The following is an 18,875-nucleotide window of genomic DNA, read 5'->3' as shown; positions in this document are numbered from 1 at the left end:
GCGCGTCGTGAAAGCGCGTTCGACCGTTTAAGCGGTCGAACGCGTTTTTTTTTGCCCTTCCTGATTTCCTCATTGGCGGCAACCTGCCGCAGTCTTTTTCATTTCGCGAAGCAGAATATTTCTAATGACTAAAACGAATGTGATTAAGACTGATCGCTCGTCATCTGAGAATCACCTAAGACTGTTCTCAATTGCTTTAGGCCGGCTGGGAATTTCATCGATCTTTCTATATATTTATATTCCAGACGTTCCTTGTATTTTTAAATGCGGAAGCGTTCAAAATTAGGGGATCCCAACGTGTTTTTTGGGAATACTCCTACCTCCGCCGACGCTGCTTGCATTTAGCACCGCCATGCCGCCCGCCGCTTAAGTCTTGGCGAGCCGCCGCGAACGAATACCGCGGGACTTCTCTTTCTTAAAGCGCAATTGTTTCTTTTCAGGGTGCAAATCCGATGACCATTCGAGTCGGAATTTCAGTCGTCACGCATCAAGGCCAAAACATCTGGCAAAACGGCCTTGGTCAAAACGTGATCTTTCTGTCGGAAGCGCTGCAAAAGCTTCCATTCATCGAGAGTGTTTCACTGATTGACGTAGGCGACCAAAACGCATTACCGCCACAAGTCGACGCCGCTTCGAAAGGCCTGCGCATTATGCGCATCCCAGAAGCGACCGATGCCGTCGACGTCATCTTTGAAATGGGCGGTGCGCTCGACACGCAATGGCTCGACCTCATGCGGGCGCGTGGCAAGAAGGTGGTCTACTACTGCTGCGGCCAGCCGTATGTCGGACTGATCGAGGCGCCGGTATTCGACAAGCCTGTACACGTCATGCGTCCCGAGCGGTACGACGAAGTCTGGCTGATGTCGAAGGACCGTCTCTCCATCCCCATGATGCGCACGCTGCACCGCTGCCCCACCCATCTCATCCCGTTCATCTGGCATCCGCAGTTCATCGAGAAACGCATTGCGGAAGTGGAAGAGCACGGTCTGCGTTTCGGCTACGAGCGCCGCTCGAGCAAGGCGGCCGATCCTGCCATTCAGCCGCAAGGTTTCCGTGTCGGTATTTTTGAGCCGAATATTTCGGTAGTGAAAACGTCGAGCATTCCCATGCTTGTCTGCGAGGAATCCTACCGTGCAGACCGTTCGAGCGTGTCCGCCATGCACGTGCTCAACGCGATGCACATGAAGGATCACCCCACGCTCGTGTACATGGCCAACTCGCTGGATCTCGTGAAGGATTCGAAGGCCACGTTCCACGGCCGAAACGACATCGCCGGCTTCATGTCCCAGTACACCGACGCCGTGGTGTCTCACCAATGGGGCAATGACCAGAACTATCTGTATCTGGACGTGCTTTACGGCGGCTATCCGCTCATTCACAACTCGCCGTGGCTGAAAGAGGCGGGTTACTACTATCCCAGCTTCGATGCACAGGAAGGCGGACGTCAATTGCTGCGCGCCTTCCGCGAGCATGACGAGAATCTCGACGCCTACCGCGCAAACGCCAAGCGCGTCATCGATTCGGTGAGCCCGTTCAATCAGACAAACCTGGATGCGCTCGCAGACCGGTTGGTCAACCTTTGTCAGGGAAGCAAGCTCGAGGTACGCGCATGAACACGCAAAGCAAATCCCGCATGCCGGAGCGGATCAATGTCGGCGTTTCGATCTTCATCCGCAAGGGCGAGCAGTCGCTCTGGGAAAACGGTATTTTTCAGAACTGTCTGTATCTCGTCATGTTGTTGCTGCGCTCGCCGCGCGTGAAGTCTACGTACCTGGTGACGGGCGGCGGCGACGGCGGCCCTGAAGACGCGAAGCGCTTCTTGTCGGACTCGCCGGTACCGTTGATCGACATGGAAACAGCCATGTCGAAACTCGACGTCATGATCGAAATGAGTGCGCAACTCAGCCGCGAATGGGCGGTGAAGTTCCGTGAGCGCGGCGGGAAAGTCATTACGATGCGCGTCGGTAACGACTACGTCATTGACATCGAACGGATGGTGTTCAACCTCCAGCACGCGCTGCTCATTTCGGGCGCGCCCTACGATGAAGTCTGGACGCTGCCCGAGTACGAAGTCTCCTGCAAGCCCTATTACGAGACGCTGTTTCGTGCGCCGGTGAAGCTGATGCCGCATCTGTGGAGCCCAGTTGTGCTCGACCGCGAAGCCGCGAAATTGCCAAACGGCCTCAAATTCGGCTACCAACCGGGGCGGAAGCGTTGGCGCGTGGGCATCTTCGAGCCGAACGTCTGCATGGTGAAAACGAGTTACATCCCGATGCTGGCGTGCGACGCCGCGCATCGTGAAAACCCGGACATGCTTGAACGCGTATGGGCATACAACACATTCAAGCTGAAGGATCACGCGGCGTTCAACGGCTTCGCGCATAGCCTCGATTACGTTAAGCACGGGCTCGGCAACTTCGAAGGACGCTTCCCCTTCGCGCAGATCGTGCCGGCTTCTGTCGACGCGGTCGTCAGTCACCAGTGGGAAAACCCGCAGAACTACGTGTATTACGAGGCGCTCCACGGCGGCTATCCGCTCATTCACAACTCCCATCTGATCGGCGATTGCGGATACCGCTATCACGACTTCGACTGCGAAGAGGGTGGACGCGCACTGCTTCGGGCGTTCGCCGAACACGATGAGAATCTGGAGAGCTATCGCGCGACCGCAAAGAAGTTCCTGCACACGCTCGATCCGGAAAACGAAGACAACGTGCGGATCTACACCGAAGCTATCGAAGCCGTCTACGCCAAGGCGTAAGTCGGAAGCCCGGCATTCGGCCGCAAGGCCACGGAGTTACTTGGAATGAAGAAATTGCGCATTGGCATCACCATCGGTCTGTTTCACGAGGCTGAGACGCTTTGGAACAACGGTATCAAGCAGAACGCGGTCTTTCTCGCTGAAGCGCTTAAGAACTGTCCGAATGTAGAGAGCGTCGTGCTCGTCAACACGACGCATGTGGCCATCACGAAACAGTTGCCTTGGGATCTCGAGCGCTGGCCCACCGTCACTTTCGACGACGCAAAAGACAACGTCGACGTGTTGATCGAACTCGGCGGCCAGATCGACGGTAATGCTACGGATTACCTGAAACGGCGTGGCGCACGGCTCGTCTCTTATTGCTGCGGATTCGAATACGTCCACGCAATGGAGTCGATCCTGTTCAACAAGCCGAGTTTCGGCGACAACTTGTTCGTCAATCAGCGGTACGACGATATCTGGATGATTCCGCAGGTCGCGAACATCAGTGCGCCGTATTTCGAGGTGATGCGCCGGCAGACAGCGCAGGTCGTGCCGTTCATCTGGAGCCCGATTTTTCTTAACGCGCGCACCGCATCGCTGCCGCATTCGGGCGAATATCAGCCGAAAGCTGGTCCGCGCCGCCTGAGCGTGATGGAGCCGAACATCAATGTCGTGAAATTCTGTCTCTATCCGGCGATGATCGCGGAGATGGCTTACCGCGAACGGCCCAACGACATCGAATTGCTTCAGGTCACGAATGCGCAGCATCTCGCTACGCAGTGCCGGGAGTTCATCGCGCTGATGAACCAGCTCGACATCGTGCGGAATCACAAGGCGGTGTTTCTCGGCCGCTTCGACACGCCGACTTTCCTTGCAGAGAAGACGGACATCATTGTGTCGCATCAGTGGGAAAATCCGCTGAATTACTTCTATCTTGAGGTGTGCTGGCAGGGTTATCCGCTCGTACACAATGCAACGTTGTGTACCGATCTCGGCTACTACTACCGAGACAACAATGTGTGCGAAGGCGCGCAGCGGGTTGTCGAAGTCATCGACCAGCACGACTCGCAAGTTGCGCAATATCGAGATAAGCAGCGTGCGTTGATCGCCCGTTATCTCCCGAATAACGCCGAGTTGGTCAAAGGCTACACTGGCCTTCTCGACGCGCTCGTCGCTAAGCCGTTGCGCTGAGCGTAGCTCGCCCGCTATCGCTTCATCGAAGGGTCTAAGACGCCATGTCTGATTAAGAAATCAGACATGGCGTATTGTGTTTCCCGAATCTTTTATTCATAGCAGCCGACGGATTTTCGCTGAAAAGGTGCAAGAAGTGTCATAGAAGTTGCAGTTTGCCAGGGCAGGTTAGTTGGTCATCCTAAATAAGATAGTTTCAATAAGTTTTTTCCGAAAAAGATGCATCCAGGAATGCATCCGTACGGTTTGTGAAAGTCCGCGTGAATTTAGGACATGTCCGCTTCATCGAGGGGGGGCTCCCCACTATTCTCTGCGGTGGTCAAAGTTGTTTCCATTTGTTTTTGTAAAAGACGCTCGTTTTTTTGTGGGTCAATTCGGTTTATGAACAAGTCATACCGCAGTATCTGGAATGAGAAAGTAGGGACGTTCGTCGCAGTCGCTGAGACGGCAATGGCGTGCGGCAAGAAAAATGCCGGTGGCGCGGTATGCAATCTGGAAGTCGGTCAGGAAGCGCTAAACGCATTCGTCGCTCAATGTGAGGACATTGGTCCGAAGAGTGTAGTACGCAAAGCGGCCGGGATCGGCGCTTCCGTTGCTCTACTCTTTGGTGGCTCGAGTGCTTGGGCAGTCGGTATGTCGGCGTGTACCGGCGCGTCAGGTTATGGGTTCAATTCGTCAGGAACTACAACCAATCCGTCTGACTGTTCGACCATCGGGGGCGGGACGCTGACCGGAGTGGTGATAGCGGGCGACGGCGCCAACTACATCACTGTCGGTGCCGACGGTAACATTAAGATGCAAGCGGCGAACCTTGTATTCAATGCCCCAACGACCTCGTTCTCTGGTGGCATCCTGAGCAATGTAGCCAACGGCGTAGCAGCCTCGGATGCGGTTAATTTCGGGCAATTGGCATCTCTCTCAGGTTCGGTGAGCACTACCGTCTCGACGATCAACTACGGCTTCACGTCGATGTCTACGGCGGTCAGTTCAATGTCGGCTGGCGTGGCTGGCGCAACGGCGAGCATGTCTACCGCTGTTGTTTCGTTGTCCACCGGCCTAAATTCGGTCTCAACCAGCGCCTCGACCGCCATCAATTCAATGTCGACGGCGTGGAACAGCCTCTCGACGACCACTTCGACTATCACCGGGTCTATGTCGACGTCGGTGGCGTCGATGTCGACCACGGTAAGTTCGCTATCTACCACGGTGAGTACTACCAGCAGCAAGGTGACGAGTCTGTCCACCAGCCTCAGTTCGCTTTCCACGTCTGCCTCCACGGGATTGAGCACGTTGTCCGGGTCAGTTTCGGTCGGGCTGAGCTCCCTTTCCACTGGGCTGAGCACTGCCAGCGGCATGGTGAGCAGTGTCTCGATCAGCCTGAGTACGATCTCGGGCAAGGTTGACAGCATGTCCACGGTTGTCAGCACGACAACCAGCGCTGTGGGAAGCCTGTCGAGCGTCGTCAGCACCGCGAACGGATCGGTCAATAGTCTCTCCACGGGTCTGAGCACCACGAATAGCTCGGTAAGCAGTCTTTCAACGGGTTTGAGTACTGTTACCAGTTCGGTGACGAGCCTCTCGACCGGCTTGAGCACTGCCAACAGCGCGGTGAGTTCCCTTTCCTCTGGTCTGAGCACGACTAACGTCGCAGTCAGTTCGCTTTCGACAGGTCTGAGCACGACCAACAGCGCGGTGAGTTCGCTCTCGATCGGCTTGAGCAGCACCGTCAGTGCGGTGAGCTCGCTGTCGTCCGGTTTGAGCACGACCAACAGCGCGGTGAATTCACTGTCGACTGGCATGAGCACGACCAACAGCGCGGTGAGCTCACTGTCGACAGGTCTGAATAACACCAATACTGTGGTGTCGAGCCTGTCGACCGCTCTGAGCACCACGACGAGCAACGTCGATAGCCTGTCCAGCGGCTTCTCGACATTCTCAGCATCGGTCTCGACCAGTGTCGGATCCCTTTCCACCGGTTTGAGCACTGCGAACAGCTCCGTCAGCAGCCTCTCCACCGGCCTTAGCACGGCGACCAGCAAGACGAACAGCCTTTCCACGGGGCTCAGCACGGTCAGCAGCAAAGCGGACAGTCTCTCTACCGGCCTGAGCACAACCGCGGTCACGGTGAATTCTCTATCCACCGGCGTAAGCACGATCAGCAGTACGGTAACTAGTCTGTCCACAGACCTGAGTTCGCTGTCATCGTCCGCTTCCACGGGCATCACATCGCTGTCGACCGGTCTGAGCACGACCAGCAGCAAGGTAGACAGCCTGTCCACCGGACTTAGCACGACCAACAGCACGGTCAGTTCGTTGTCTACCGGTTTGAGCACCACCAAGAGCACGGTCAGTTCCTTGTCGACGGGTCTGAGCACCACGAACAGCATGGTCAGTTCCATGTCCACGGGTGTGAACAGCATGTCCACGGCACTGAGCACAACCAATAGCACCGTCGGTTCGCTCTCGACCGGCGTAAGCACGGCTAGCAGCAAGGTTGACAGTCTCTCCACCGGCTTGAGCACGACCAGCAGCAATGTCTCGAGTCTGTCGAGCAGCGTGAGTTCGCTGTCGACCGGGTTAAGCACGACCAACAGCGTAGTCAGCAGCCTGTCCACCGGCCTCAGTTCGACCACGAGCAAGGTGAACAGCCTGTCTACGGGGCTGAGCACCACGAACAGTACGGTGGGCACGCTTTCCACCAGCCTGTCGTCTTTGTCGGCCTCCACTTCGACCGGCGTCAGTTCGCTGTCGAGCGGCCTGAGCACGGCAAGCAGCAAGGTGGATAGCCTCTCGACGGGTCTGAGCACGGCGAGCAGCAAGATGGATAGCCTGTCGACCGGTCTGAGCACGACCAACAGCAACGTCGATAGTCTGTCGACGGGTCTGAGCTCGACCAACAGCACGGTAAGCTCGTTGTCCAGCACGGTAACTTCGTTGTCCACAGGTCTCAGCACGACCAACAGCGCGGTCAGCAGCCTTTCCGCTGGCCTCAGCACCACGAGCAGCAAGGTGGATAGCCTGTCGACCGGCCTGAGCACCACGAACAGCAAGGTCACCAGCCTTTCGACCGGCATGAGCACGCTGTCGACCTCGGCATCTACCGGTATCGCCTCGCTCTCCACGGGCTTGAGCGCGACCAACAGTTCTGTGAGCAGCCTGTCTGCCGGCCTCAGCACGACAAACAGCAAAGTGAACAGCTTGTCGACGGGGCTGAGCACGACCGATAGCAACGTCACGAGCCTGTCCTCGACGGTGAGTTCACTCTCCACCGGTGTGAGCACGACCGGCAGCGTCGTAAGTTCGCTGTCGACAGGCTTGAGCACGACGAACAGCAATGTCGATAGCCTTTCGGCCAGCCAGGTGACGCTTTCCTCGTCGATGTCGAGCGGCGTCAGTTCGTTGTCGTCGGGTCTCAGCACGGCGACCAGCGCCATCAGCAGCCTGTCGACCGGCCTCAGCACGACCAACAGCAACGTTACGTCGCTCTCGAGCACGGTGAATTCGCTGTCGACAGGCCTGAGCACAACCAACAGCAGGGTCGGCCTTCTGGCCACCGGTCTCAGCACCACGAACAGCGCGGTCGGCAGCCTGTCGACGGTGTTGGCGGATGCGGTGATGTACGACGATTCGACCCATTCTTCCGTGACACTGGGCGGCACGGGCCATGCACCGGTGAAGCTTACGAACGTGGCCGACGGCGCAAGCAAGCTCGATGCGGTGAACTTCGGGCAGCTGACGTCGCTGTCGTCGTCCGTGTCGACGGGACTGAATTCGTTGTCGACGGCAGCTTCTACCGCGAGCGGCGACGTCATCAATTCGCTGTCCGCGTCCGTGTCCGGCAGCGTCAGCTCCCTTTCTACCGGCATCAGCACAGCCGATAGCGGCCTGAACAGTCTGTCTACGTCCACGTCTACGGGTATCAACTCGGTGTCGACGGGCCTGAGCACCGCAGCGAGCGGCGTCGATTCGCTGTCGACGGGCATGAGCACGCTGTCGGCTTCGACCTCGACGGCATTGAACTCGTTGTCCACGGGTGTGGCGAATGCCGTGATGTACGACGACTCGACGCACTCGAAGGTCACGCTGGGCGGTTCGAGCCATGCGCCGGTTACGCTCACCAATGTGGCGGACGGTGCAAGCAAGTATGATGCGGTGAACTTCGGTCAATTGAGCTCGCTGTCGAGCTCGACCTCGACGAGCATCGACTCATTGTCGACGGCTGTCTCGAACTCGAACGGCAACTTCGACTCGCTGTCCTCCAGCGTTTCGTCGCTGTCCACGGGTATCAGCTCGCTGTCCTCAGGCATCAGCTCGATGTCCGCGTCGACTTCCACGGCGATCAGCTCGCTGTCGAGCGGCGTGAGTTCGCTGTCGGCTGGCGTGAGCTCGCTGTCCGCAGGTGTAAGCTCGCTGTCCACGGGCATGAACTCGTTGTCGGCTTCGACCTCGGCAGGCATCAGCTCGCTGTCGAGCGGCGTCAGTTCGTTGTCGGCAGGCGTAAGTTCGCTGTCGACGGGTCTTAACTCGCTGTCTGGCTCGACCTCCACGGCGATCAGCTCGCTGTCGAGCGGCGTGAGCTCGCTGTCGACTGGCATGAGCTCGCTGTCGGCTTCGACCTCGACTGGGATCAGTTCGCTTTCGACGGGCGTGAGTTCGTTGTCCACGGGCATGAGCTCGCTGTCGGCCTCGACCTCCACGGGCATCAGCTCGCTGTCGAGCGGCATGAGCTCGCTGTCGGCTTCGACCTCGACGGGCATCAGTTCGCTCTCGACGGGCATGAGCTCGCTGTCGTCTTCGACCTCCACGGCAATCAGCTCGCTGTCGGCTTCGACCTCCACGGGCATCAGCTCGCTGTCCACGGGTATCAGCTCGCTGTCCACAGGCGTGAACTCGCTGTCTACGGGCATCAGTTCGCTGTCGGCTTCGACTTCCACGGCGTTGAACTCGCTGTCCACGGGCTTGAGCAACGCCGTGATGTACGACGACTCGACGCACTCGAAGGTCACGCTGGGTGGCTCTGGCCATGCGCCGGTGACGCTCACGAACGTGGCTGGTGGCAAGAGCCAGTACGACGCGGTGAACTTCGGCCAGTTGAGCTCGCTGTCGAGCTCGACCTCGGCAGGCTTCAACTCGATGTCGACGGCCATCTCGAACTCGAACGGCAACTTCGACTCGCTGTCCTCCAGCGTCACGTCGTTGTCCACGGGTATCAGTTCGCTGTCCACGGGCATGAGCTCGCTGTCGGCCTCGACCTCCGCGGGCATCAGCTCGCTGTCCACGGGTGTCAGCTCGCTGTCCGCCGGCGTGAGTTCGCTGTCGGCAGGCGTGAGTTCGTTGTCCACGGGCATGAGTTCGCTGTCGGCCTCGACTTCGACTGCGATCAGCTCGCTGTCGACGGGCGTGAGTTCGCTGTCGACGGGTATCAGCTCGCTGTCGGCTTCGACCTCCACGGCGATCAGCTCGCTGTCGACGGGCATCAGCTCGCTGTCCACGGGTATCAGTTCGCTGTCGGCTTCGACTTCGACGGGCATGAGCTCGCTGTCGGCGGGTGTGAGTTCGCTGTCGGCCGGCGTCAGTTCGCTGTCCGCAGGCGTAAGCTCGCTCTCGACGGGTCTGAACTCGCTGTCGGCGTCGACCTCCACGGGCATCAGCTCGCTGTCGGCCGGTGTGAGTTCGCTGTCGACCAACGTCAGCTCGCTGTCCACGGGTCTGAACTCGCTGTCGGTGTCGACCTCGACGGGCATCAGCTCGCTGTCGGCGGGTGTCAGCTCGCTGTCGGCAGGCGTGAGCTCGCTGTCGGCAGGCATCAGCTCGCTGTCGGCGTCGACCTCCACGGGCATCAGCTCGCTGTCGACGGGTATTAGTTCGCTGTCGGCCTCGACCTCCACGGGCATCAGTTCGCTGTCCACGGGTATCAGTTCGCTGTCGGCCTCGACCTCCACGGCCATCAATTCACTGTCGGCTTCGACTTCGACGGGCATCAACTCGCTGTCCACGGGCATCAGCTCGCTGTCCACAGGCGTGAACTCGCTGTCCACGGGCATCAGCACGTTGTCGGCTTCGACCTCGACGGCGGTGAACTCGCTGTCCACGGGCCTGGCCAATGCCGTGATGTACGACGACTCGACGCACTCGAAGGTCACGCTCGGCGGTTCGGGCCATGCGCCGGTCAAGCTCACGAACGTGGCTGACGGTGCGAGCCAGTACGACGCGGTGAACTTCGGCCAGTTGAGCTCGCTGTCGAGCTCGACCTCGACGAGCATCAACTCGATGTCGACGGCTCTCTCGAACTCGAACGGCAACTTCGACTCGCTGTCCTCCAGCGTCTCGTCGTTGTCCACGGGTATCAGCTCGCTGTCCTCAGGCATCAGCTCGATGTCGGCGTCGACTTCCACGGCGATCAGTTCGCTGTCGACCGGCGTCAGTTCGCTGTCGGCAGGCGTGAGTTCGCTGTCGGCAGGCGTGAGTTCGCTGTCCACGGGTATGAGCTCGCTGTCGGCTTCGACTTCTGCAGGCATCAGTTCGCTGTCGAGCGGTGTCAGTTCGTTGTCGGCAGGCGTGAGTTCGCTGTCGACGGGCATGAGTTCGCTGTCTGGTTCGACCTCCACGGCGATCAGCTCGCTGTCGAGCGGCGTGAGCTCGCTGTCGACTGGCATGAGCTCGCTGTCGGCTTCGACCTCCACGGCAATCAACTCGCTGTCGACCGGCGTGAGTTCGTTGTCCACGGGCATGAGCTCGCTGTCGGCCTCGACCTCGACGGGCATCAGCTCGCTGTCGGCAGGCGTGAGTTCGCTGTCGGCAGGCGTGAGCTCGCTGTCGACGGGTCTGAACTCGCTGTCGGCCTCGACCTCGACGGGTATCAGCTCGCTGTCCACGGGTATGAGTTCGCTGTCCGCGGGCGTGAGTTCGCTGTCGACGGGTCTGAACTCGCTGTCGGCGTCGACCTCCACGGGTATCAGTTCGCTGTCCACGGGCATGAGCTCGCTGTCGGCAGGCGTGAGCTCGCTGTCGACGGGTCTGAACTCGCTGTCGGCTTCGACTTCGACGGGTCTTAGCTCGCTGTCGACTGGCATGAGCTCGCTGTCGGCTTCGACCTCCACGGCGATCACTTCGCTGTCGACGGGCGTGAGCTCGCTGTCCACGGGCATGAGCTCGCTGTCGGCCTCCACCTCGACGGCGCTCAGTTCGCTGTCGACAGGCGTGGATTCGTTGTCCACGGGCTTGAACTCGCTGTCGGCGTCGACCTCGACGGGCATCAGCTCGCTGTCGGCAGGCGTGAGTTCGCTCTCCGCAGGCGTGAGTTCGCTGTCGGCTGGCGTGAGCTCGCTGTCGACGGGTCTGAACTCGCTGTCGAGTTCGACCTCGACGGGCATCAGCTCGCTGTCGACGGGTGTAAGTTCGCTGTCCGCAGGCGTGAGCTCGCTGTCGGCCGGCGTGAGCTCGCTGTCGACGGGTCTGAACTCGCTGTCGGCGTCGACCTCGACGGGCATCAGCTCGCTGTCGACGGGCGTGAGTTCGCTGTCCGCAGGCGTGAGTTCGCTGTCCGCAGGTGTGAGTTCGCTGTCCGCAGGCGTGAGTTCGCTGTCCGCAGGTGTGAGCTCGCTGTCCGCAGGCGTGAGCTCGCTGTCGGCAGGCGTAAGCTCGCTGTCGACGGGTCTGAACTCGCTGTCGGCCTCGACCTCCACGGGCATCAGTTCGCTGTCGACGGGTGTGAATTCGTTGTCGACGGGCGTGAGTTCGCTGTCGACGGGTCTGAACTCGCTGTCGACATCGACTTCCACGGCGATCAACTCGCTGTCGGCATCGACCTCGACGGGCATCAGCTCGCTGTCGACGGGTCTGAACTCGCTGTCGACGAACGTGAGCTCGCTGTCGGCCTCGACCTCGACGGGTATCAACTCGCTGTCCACGGGCGTGAGCTCGCTGTCGGCTTCGACCTCGACGGCGCTGAACTCGCTGTCGACGGGCTTGAGCAACGCCGTGATGTACGACGATGCGTCGCACTCGAAGGTCACGCTGGGCGGCTCGGGCCATGCGCCGGTGACGCTCACGAACGTGGCTGACGGTGCGAGCCAGTACGACGCGGTGAACTTCGGTCAGTTGAGCTCGCTGTCGGCCTCGGCTTCGACGGGCATCAACTCGCTGTCCACGGGCATCAGCTCGCTGTCGACGTCCACCTCGACGGGCATCAGCTCGCTGTCGACGGGTGTCAGCTCGCTGTCCGCGTCCACTTCGACGGCGATCAGCTCGCTGTCGACGGGTGTCAGCTCGTTGTCGGTGTCCACCTCGACGGCGATCAGCTCGCTGTCCACGGGTGTCAGTTCGCTGTCCACGGGTATCAGCTCGCTGTCCACGTCGACCTCGACGGCGATCAGCTCGCTGTCGACGGGCGTAAGCTCGCTGTCCTCGGGCATCAGCTCGCTGTCGGCGTCGACCTCGACTGCGGTTAGCTCGCTGTCCACGGGTATCAACTCGCTGTCCACGGGCGTGAGCTCGCTGTCGACGGGCATGAGCTCGCTGTCGGTTTCGACCTCGACTGCGATCAGCTCGCTGTCGACGGGCGTGAGTTCGCTGTCCACGGGCATCAGCTCGCTGTCGGCGTCGACCTCGACGGCGGTCAGCTCGCTGTCCACGGGTATCGACTCGCTGTCCACGGGCATCAGCTCGATGTCGACCTCGACTTCGACCGCGATCAGTTCGTTGTCGACGGGTATCAGCTCGATGTCCGCGTCGACTTCAACGGCAATCAGTTCGCTGTCCACGGGTATCGACTCGCTGTCGACGGGCATCAGCTCGCTGTCCACGTCGAGTTCGACGGGCATTAGCTCGCTGTCGACCGGTATCGACTCGCTGTCCACCGGCATCAGCTCGCTGTCCACCGGCATCAGCTCGCTCTCCACGGGCTTCAGCTCGCTGTCGACTTCGATCTCGACGGGTATCAGTTCGCTGTCGACGGGTGTGAGTTCGATGTCGACGACCATCAGCTCGATGTCGACGACCATCAGCACCGTGATCGATGACGTCACGAGCATGTCGACTTCGATCAGCTCGATCAATGGCGGCAAGGGCATCAAGTACTTCCATGCCAACTCCATCCTGATCGACTCGTCGGCGACCGGCAAAAACTCGATCGCGATCGGTGGTAATGCGAGTGCCACGGCTGAAAACGCAGTGGCGCTCGGTACCAACGCCGTGGCGGACCAGGCGAATACCGTGTCCTTCGGAAACGCGACCGACAAGCTGCGCATCACGAACATCGCCAATGGTATCGACGACAGTGACGTTGCGACGGTGGGTCAGTTGAAGGAAACGAGCTTGTACAAGGAAGGCACGAATGGCCTGCCGAAGACGGCCGTGACGTTCGACACGAAGGCAGACGGATCGACTGACTACAGCAGCATCACGCTGGGCGGGCAGAACGGTACGGCTATCCACAACGTTGCGGACGGTGTTGCGCCGACGGATCTCGCCAACAAAGAACAGCTCGATGCACTGAGCAGCCAGATCGCCCACGTTGCGGTCGGAGACGACCCGATGTTCGCCGCGGACGGTAATCGCGCAACGGAGGCCGCAGTAGCAAGCGGCACGCATGCAACGGCGAGCGGAGCGGGCGCACAGGCAACGGGTGCGAACTCGGTGGCTCAAGGTGCAGGCGCGCTGGCGAGCGGCGTCGGCGCGGTAGCGATCGGTGCGGGCAGCCATGCGACGGCGGACGACTCAGTTGCACTGGGTGCCAGTTCGGTGGCGGATCGCTCGAACACGGTGTCGGTCGGCTCGGTGGGCAACGAGCGTCAGATCACCAACGTGGCGAAGGGCGAGCAAGGCACGGATCTGGTCAACGTCAACCAGTTGAACGATGCGGTCGCGCAGTCCAACAGCTACACGGACAGCGTGGTCAACGGCATGCAGGGCGCCGTGACGGACGTGGGCCGCAACGCCTACTCGGGTATTGCCGCGGCTACTGCCTTGGCGATGATCCCGAACATCGATCAGGACAAGACGGTGTCGCTCGGCGTCGGTGGCGCAACGTATCAGGGCTACGCGGCAGCAGCCGTTGCGCTGAACCTGCGCGTCACTCAGAACCTGGTGCTGAAGGCGGGCGCTGGTTCGACCCGCAACGGCACGGTCTACGGTGCGAACGCGTCGTATCGGTGGTAAGGCGAACGTCCCGGGCCAACGCCCGGGGCGGCCGGGCGACCGTGAATCATGCGGTCGCCCGGCCGCCCAGTTCTTTAACCGATTTGGTAGCTAATTCAGATGTCTAAACTCATTCTCACCGTCTTTGCCGCCATCGGCGTGCTCTCTGCGTGCGCGACAGACACCGGCATTGTCCAAACGACGCGCAACTTGAACGTCGCCGGACAACCGCCTGCGTATCGTGTCACCTGCTCGGGCGTTCTCGAGTCGCAAAAAACGTGTATGGCGAAGGCTTCGCAAATCTGCAAGGATCAGCAAGTCGTCGTCGTTCAAGCGCTGGACAATCCTCAACTCAGGCCGGGTGGCAGCAGCGCGCGTGAACTTAGTTTCGCGTGCGCTGGAGGATCGGCTTCGAAGCCGGCGGCGTGACTTCCGACCAATGATCGAGCCTCAGCGGCTCATCGTTGTCACCAAAACCGACGTTCAATCGAACGTCGGTTTTTTCTTTTGTGTCTCGAACAGCGAAGCGATTACGCTGCAACAGACTGGCCACGGCGACCATTTCCGGGCCGACTTCCTTGCTTACAAGTAAAATTCCGTTGCCCAGCGCCGTGTCTGCGCTTGCCGGACGTTGCCTTTCTGTACAGCGCAGCGACGGCAAACGCATACATAGCGCAAAAAACCTCAACAAAATCAAGGAGGCGTTATGCCAGCCGTCCACGGGAGCATGCTGCTGCTCTACGCGGTGATCGCGATCGCGGTTCTGATCCTGATGATCGCCCGCTATAAGGTTTACCCGTTCCTCGTTCTCATGATCGTCTCCGTTTTGCTGGCCCTCGCGGTCGGCATGCCGATGGACAAGATCGTGAAGTCGTTCGAAACCGGCAACGGGAATACGCTCGGCCACATTGCCGTCGTCGTGGGTCTCGGCACGATGCTCGGCAAGATGATGGCCGAATCGGGCGGCGCCGAGCGCATCGCCAATACGCTGATCAATCTCTTCGGCGAGAAGAACATTCATTGGGCGATGATGGTCGTCGCGATCATCGTCGGCTTGCCGGTGTTCTTCGAAGTGGGCTTCGTGCTGCTGATTCCGATCGCGTTCAACGTCGCGAGGCGGACCGGCAAGTCGCTGCTGCTGATCGGTTTGCCGATGGTCGCTGGTCTCTCCGTCGTGCACGGCCTGATTCCGCCGCACCCGGCCGCGCTGCTCGCCGTGCAGGCGTATCACGCCGATATCGGCAAGACGATCGCTTACGGTCTGATCGTCGGCGTGCCGACGGCGATCGTCGCCGGTCCGCTGTTCGCGCTGATGATCCACAAGTACATCAAGCTGCCCGACGCCAACGCGCTTGCCGACCAGTTCACCCAGAAGCACGGCGACACGGAGAAGAAGCGCGATCTGCCGAGCTTCGGCATCACGCTGTTCACGATCTTGCTGCCGGTCATTCTGATGCTCGTCGGAAGCTGGGCGGATCTCGTCTTCACGCCGAAAACGCTGCCGAACGATCTTCTGCGCTTCATTGGCCAATCGGATATGGCGCTTCTGATCGCCGTGCTCGTCAGCTTCTGGACCTTCGGCGCAAAGCAAGGCTTCAACCGTGAGCAGATTCAGAAGTTCTGCGGCGAATGTCTCGCGCCGATCGCGGGTATCACGCTGATCGTCGGTGCGGGCGGCGGTTTCGGCCAGGTCCTGCGCGATAGCGGCATCTCGCAGCAGATCGTCGCGAGCGCGTCATCGGCGCACCTGTCGCCGCTGTTGCTCGGCTGGTTCGTCGCCGCGCTGATCCGTCTTGCAACGGGTTCGGCCACGGTCGCAATGACGACGGCCTGCGGCATCGTCGCGCCGATCGCGGCGGCGGCGGGCGGTCACACGAGCCCGGAATTGCTGGTGCTCGCCACCGGCTCCGGCTCGCTGATCTTCTCGCACGTGAACGATGGCGGCTTCTGGCTGATCAAAGAGTATTTCGGGATGACCGTCGGACAGACGTTCAAGACGTGGTCGTTGCTCGAGACGATCATCTCCCTGATGGGTCTGGGTTTGACCTTCGTGCTTGCGATGGTCGTGTAAGGAGAATTCGATGATTCTGATCGCAATGGGCGTGTCGGGTGCCGGCAAGTCCCTTATCGGCGAGATGTTGGCGGAGCGGCTGCATTGCACCTTCACCGACGGCGACGCGTTTCACAGCGCCGCAAACAAGGAGAAGATGCACAAAGGCATTCCTCTGACCGACGAGGATCGCTGGCCGTGGCTCAAGACCATTCGTGCGGCCATCGAGGAAAAGCAGCGCGCGGGCGAGACGGCGGTCTTCACGTGCTCGTCGCTGAAACGCTCGTATCGCGACGTACTGCGCGCCGGCGACCGCGACGTGTGCTTCATCTATTTGCACGGCACGATGGACGTGCTGCGCGAGCGTCTCGGTTCGCGTACCGGCCATTTCTTCGATCCATCGCTGCTGCAGAGCCAGTTGGATACGCTCGAAGAACCCGGCGATGACGAAGCGATCACGGAAAGCATCGAGCTGACGCCAGAGCAGATCGTGGATAACGTGCTGGAAAAACTGAAGTCGCGTAAATAAAGAAAAAGCCCCGGAAATTTCCGGGGCTTTTCACTTCTGGTTCTAACCCAAGGCCAGATTCACGCGATGCGCTTCGCCAGCTCCACCGCCTTGCCGATATACGAACCCGGCGTCATCTCCAGCAACAGCTTCTTCGCGTCCGCCGGAATCGCCAGACCGCCGATGAACGCCTGCAGCGCCTCGCGCGTGATGCCCTTGCCGCGCGTGAGTTCCTTCAGCTGTTCATACGGATTCTCGATGCCATAGCGACGCATCACCGTCTGAACCGGCTCCGCGAGCACTTCCCACGTATTGTCGAGGTCTTCGTTCAGGCGCGCCGCGTTCACTTCGAGCTTGTCGAGGCCGCGGATCAGCGCGTCGTATGCGAGCAGCGAGTAACCGAATGCGACGCCGATATTGCGCAGCACCGTCGAATCCGTCAGGTCGCGTTGCCAGCGCGAGACCGGCAGCTTGTCGGCGAGATGGCGCAGCGTTGCGTTCGCGAGGCCGAGATTGCCTTCCGAGTTCTCGAAGTCGATCGGGTTGACCTTGTGCGGCATCGTCGACGAGCCGATCTCGCCGGCCTTCGTCTTCTGCTTGAAATAGCCGACCGAAATGTAGCCCCACACGTCGCGATCGAGGTCGAGCAGGATCGTGTTCGCGCGCGCGACGGCGTCGAACAGTTCGGCCATGTAGTCGTGCGGCTCGATCTGGATCGTGTACGGATTGAACGTCAGCTTCAGCCGATTCTCGACGACATCCTTTGAAAACGCTTCCCAGTCGAACTCCGGATACGCCGACAGGTGCGCGTTGAAGTTGCCGACCGCGCCGTTCATCTTGCCGAGCAGTTCGACCTTTTCGATGCGCGTAATCGCACGCGCAAGCCGCGCCGCAACGTTGGCGATTTCCTTGCCGAGCGTCGTCGGGCTGGCGGGCTGGCCGTGTGTGCGCGAGAGCATCGGCTGCTCGGCGTGCATGTGCGCGAGCTTCACGAGACGCTCGTACACCGAGCGCAGCGCGGGCAGGATCACGTGTTCGCGCGCGCCCGCGAGCATGAGGCCGTGCGACGTGTTGTTGATGTCTTCCGACGTGCACGCAAAGTGGATGAACTCGCTGGCGCGCTCCAGTTCTGGCTGGCCCTTGACCGATTCCTTGAGCCAGTATTCGACCGCCTTCACGTCGTGATTTGTAACACGCTCGATGTCCTTGATGCGCGCCGCGTCGTGCGCGGTGAAGCGCTCGGCGAGACTGAGCAGGAACTGCTCGGACGCGTCGGAAAAGCGCGGCACTTCGTCGAAACCGGCACGCGACAATGCGATCAGCCAATGAATCTCGACCGTTACGCGATGACGCATGAACGCGGCTTCGGAAAGCCATTCGCGCAGCGCTTCGGTCTTGGCGGCGTAGCGGCCGTCGAGCGGCGAGAGCGCGGTGAGCGCAAAGAGGGTATCGGGGCGGGTATCGGACATGATTGAGGCGCAGCCGGAAGGAAAAGACGGAAGAACCGCGCATTTTACCATCGGAAGCGTCCCAATCCCCGGCGCTCAGCGGGCCCGTAGTTCTTCGTCGAGCGCCTGGAGCTGTGCAGGCGTGCCGACGTTTTCCCATCGGCCTGTGTAGAGTTCGCCGCTCGCGCGCCCGGCCGCGATGGTTTCGCGGTAGTAGGGCGTCAGCGCGCGGCGCGTGCCGGGCGCGAGATCGCGAAACATGCGCGTGTCGTAGAGTCCGATGTTGCCGAAGGTGTAGCGCGGCTCGCCGTCTAGCGCGAGCGTGCCATTTTCGAGTGCGAAGTCGCCTTTCGGATGAAACGGCGGGTTCGGCACCATCACGAGATGCATGCCGGGCGCGTCCATCGACGCGAGCTTCGAGGCGCGCTTCTGCAAGGTCGAATAATCGAAGTTGCAGAACACATCGCCGCTGACCGCGATGAACACGCCGTCGCCGATCAGATGCCGCGCCTGCGCGATGCCGCCCGCGGTCTCGAGCGCTTCAGTCTCGCGCGAATATTGCAACGCGACGTTCCATCGCGAGCCGTCGCCCAGCGCCGCTTCGATCTGCTCGCCGAGCCACGCGTGATTGATGACGATCGTTCCGATTCCCGCTGCTGCCAGACGCTCGATCTGCCACACGATGAGCGGCTTGCCGCCGGCGTCGAGCAGCGGTTTCGGACACGTATCGGTGAGCGGGCGCATGCGTTCGCCGCGACCGGCGGCGAAGATCATCGCCGTCTTCAAAGCGTGCTTCAT

At 60.5% G+C, this 18,875-nt stretch carries 10 protein-coding genes and 1 pseudogene; 7 read left to right on the top strand and 4 right to left on the bottom strand.

From position 1 onward, the window contains the following. The first annotated feature begins 452 nt into the window (after positions 1-452). The 4 genes and pseudogenes from AWB77_RS15660 to AWB77_RS37445 form a co-directional block, all read left to right on the top strand. Positions 453-1,613 (top strand): DUF2827 domain-containing protein, encoded by a 1,161-nt coding sequence (locus tag AWB77_RS15660; RefSeq protein ID WP_082852666.1) that lies wholly within the window; start codon positions 453-455, stop codon positions 1,611-1,613. Then, positions 1,610-2,761 (top strand): DUF2827 domain-containing protein, encoded by a 1,152-nt coding sequence (locus AWB77_RS15655; RefSeq protein WP_061135359.1) that lies wholly within the window; start codon positions 1,610-1,612, stop codon positions 2,759-2,761. The genes AWB77_RS15660 and AWB77_RS15655 overlap by 4 nt, the downstream gene beginning before the upstream one ends. Positions 2,762-2,806: 45 nt before the next feature. Continuing rightward, positions 2,807-3,934, top strand: coding sequence for a DUF2827 domain-containing protein (locus AWB77_RS15650; protein WP_061135358.1), 1,128 nt, complete (start codon positions 2,807-2,809; stop codon positions 3,932-3,934). A gap of 273 nt (positions 3,935-4,207) precedes the next feature. Next, positions 4,208-12,043: pseudogene (locus AWB77_RS37445) on the top strand (ESPR-type extended signal peptide-containing protein); the annotation flags it as partial. On the opposite strand, the gene AWB77_RS36340 reads toward AWB77_RS37445, so the two are convergent. Further along, entirely contained in the window at positions 12,031-12,936 is a 906-nt protein-coding gene (locus tag AWB77_RS36340; protein WP_244158557.1) for a hypothetical protein, read from the bottom strand. The pseudogene AWB77_RS37445 and the gene AWB77_RS36340 sit on opposite strands and share 13 nt — an antisense overlap. On the opposite strand from AWB77_RS36340, the gene AWB77_RS36870 reads away from it, so the two are divergent. After that, the gene (locus tag AWB77_RS36870) at positions 12,902-14,092 is read left to right on the top strand and encodes a YadA family autotransporter adhesin (protein ID WP_244158556.1); all 1,191 of its coding nucleotides are present in this window, start codon (positions 12,902-12,904) and stop codon (positions 14,090-14,092) included. The two genes, AWB77_RS36340 and AWB77_RS36870, sit on opposite strands and share 35 nt — an antisense overlap. Before the next feature lie 361 nt (positions 14,093-14,453). Here AWB77_RS36870 and AWB77_RS35805 read toward each other — a convergent pair whose 3' ends face one another. Continuing rightward, positions 14,454-14,792, bottom strand: a complete 339-nt coding sequence (locus AWB77_RS35805) for a hypothetical protein (protein WP_157694817.1) — start codon at positions 14,790-14,792, stop codon at positions 14,454-14,456. On the opposite strand from AWB77_RS35805, the gene AWB77_RS15620 reads away from it, so the two are divergent. Together AWB77_RS15620 and AWB77_RS15615 are read left to right on the top strand one after the other, a co-directional pair. Further along, a complete protein-coding gene (locus AWB77_RS15620; protein ID WP_061135352.1) occupies positions 14,778-16,142 on the top strand; it encodes a GntP family permease in 1,365 nt (454 codons plus the stop codon). The two genes, AWB77_RS35805 and AWB77_RS15620, sit on opposite strands and share 15 nt — an antisense overlap. A gap of 10 nt (positions 16,143-16,152) precedes the next feature. Further along, positions 16,153-16,650 carry a gluconokinase gene (locus tag AWB77_RS15615; protein WP_061135351.1) on the top strand — a complete coding sequence of 166 codons (498 nt, stop codon included), beginning with the start codon at positions 16,153-16,155 and terminating at the stop codon, positions 16,648-16,650. 59 nt (positions 16,651-16,709) lie between these two features. On the opposite strand, the gene purB is transcribed toward AWB77_RS15615, so the two are convergent. Together purB and murU are read right to left on the bottom strand one after the other, a co-directional pair. After that, complete coding sequence (purB, locus tag AWB77_RS15610; protein WP_061135350.1) at positions 16,710-18,098, bottom strand: adenylosuccinate lyase; 1,389 nt, start codon at positions 18,096-18,098, stop codon at positions 16,710-16,712. A 75-nt stretch (positions 18,099-18,173) separates the two neighbouring features. Continuing rightward, the gene (murU, locus tag AWB77_RS15605; RefSeq protein WP_061135349.1) at positions 18,174-18,875 is read right to left on the bottom strand and encodes an N-acetylmuramate alpha-1-phosphate uridylyltransferase MurU; all 702 of its coding nucleotides are present in this window, start codon (positions 18,873-18,875) and stop codon (positions 18,174-18,176) included.

This window comes from Caballeronia fortuita, from assembly GCF_001544835.2.
GTDB classification, from domain to species: domain Bacteria; phylum Pseudomonadota; class Gammaproteobacteria; order Burkholderiales; family Burkholderiaceae; genus Caballeronia; species Caballeronia fortuita.
Note: the sequence above shows the minus strand (reverse complement) of the source record. Positions and strands in the feature narration are given on the sequence as shown.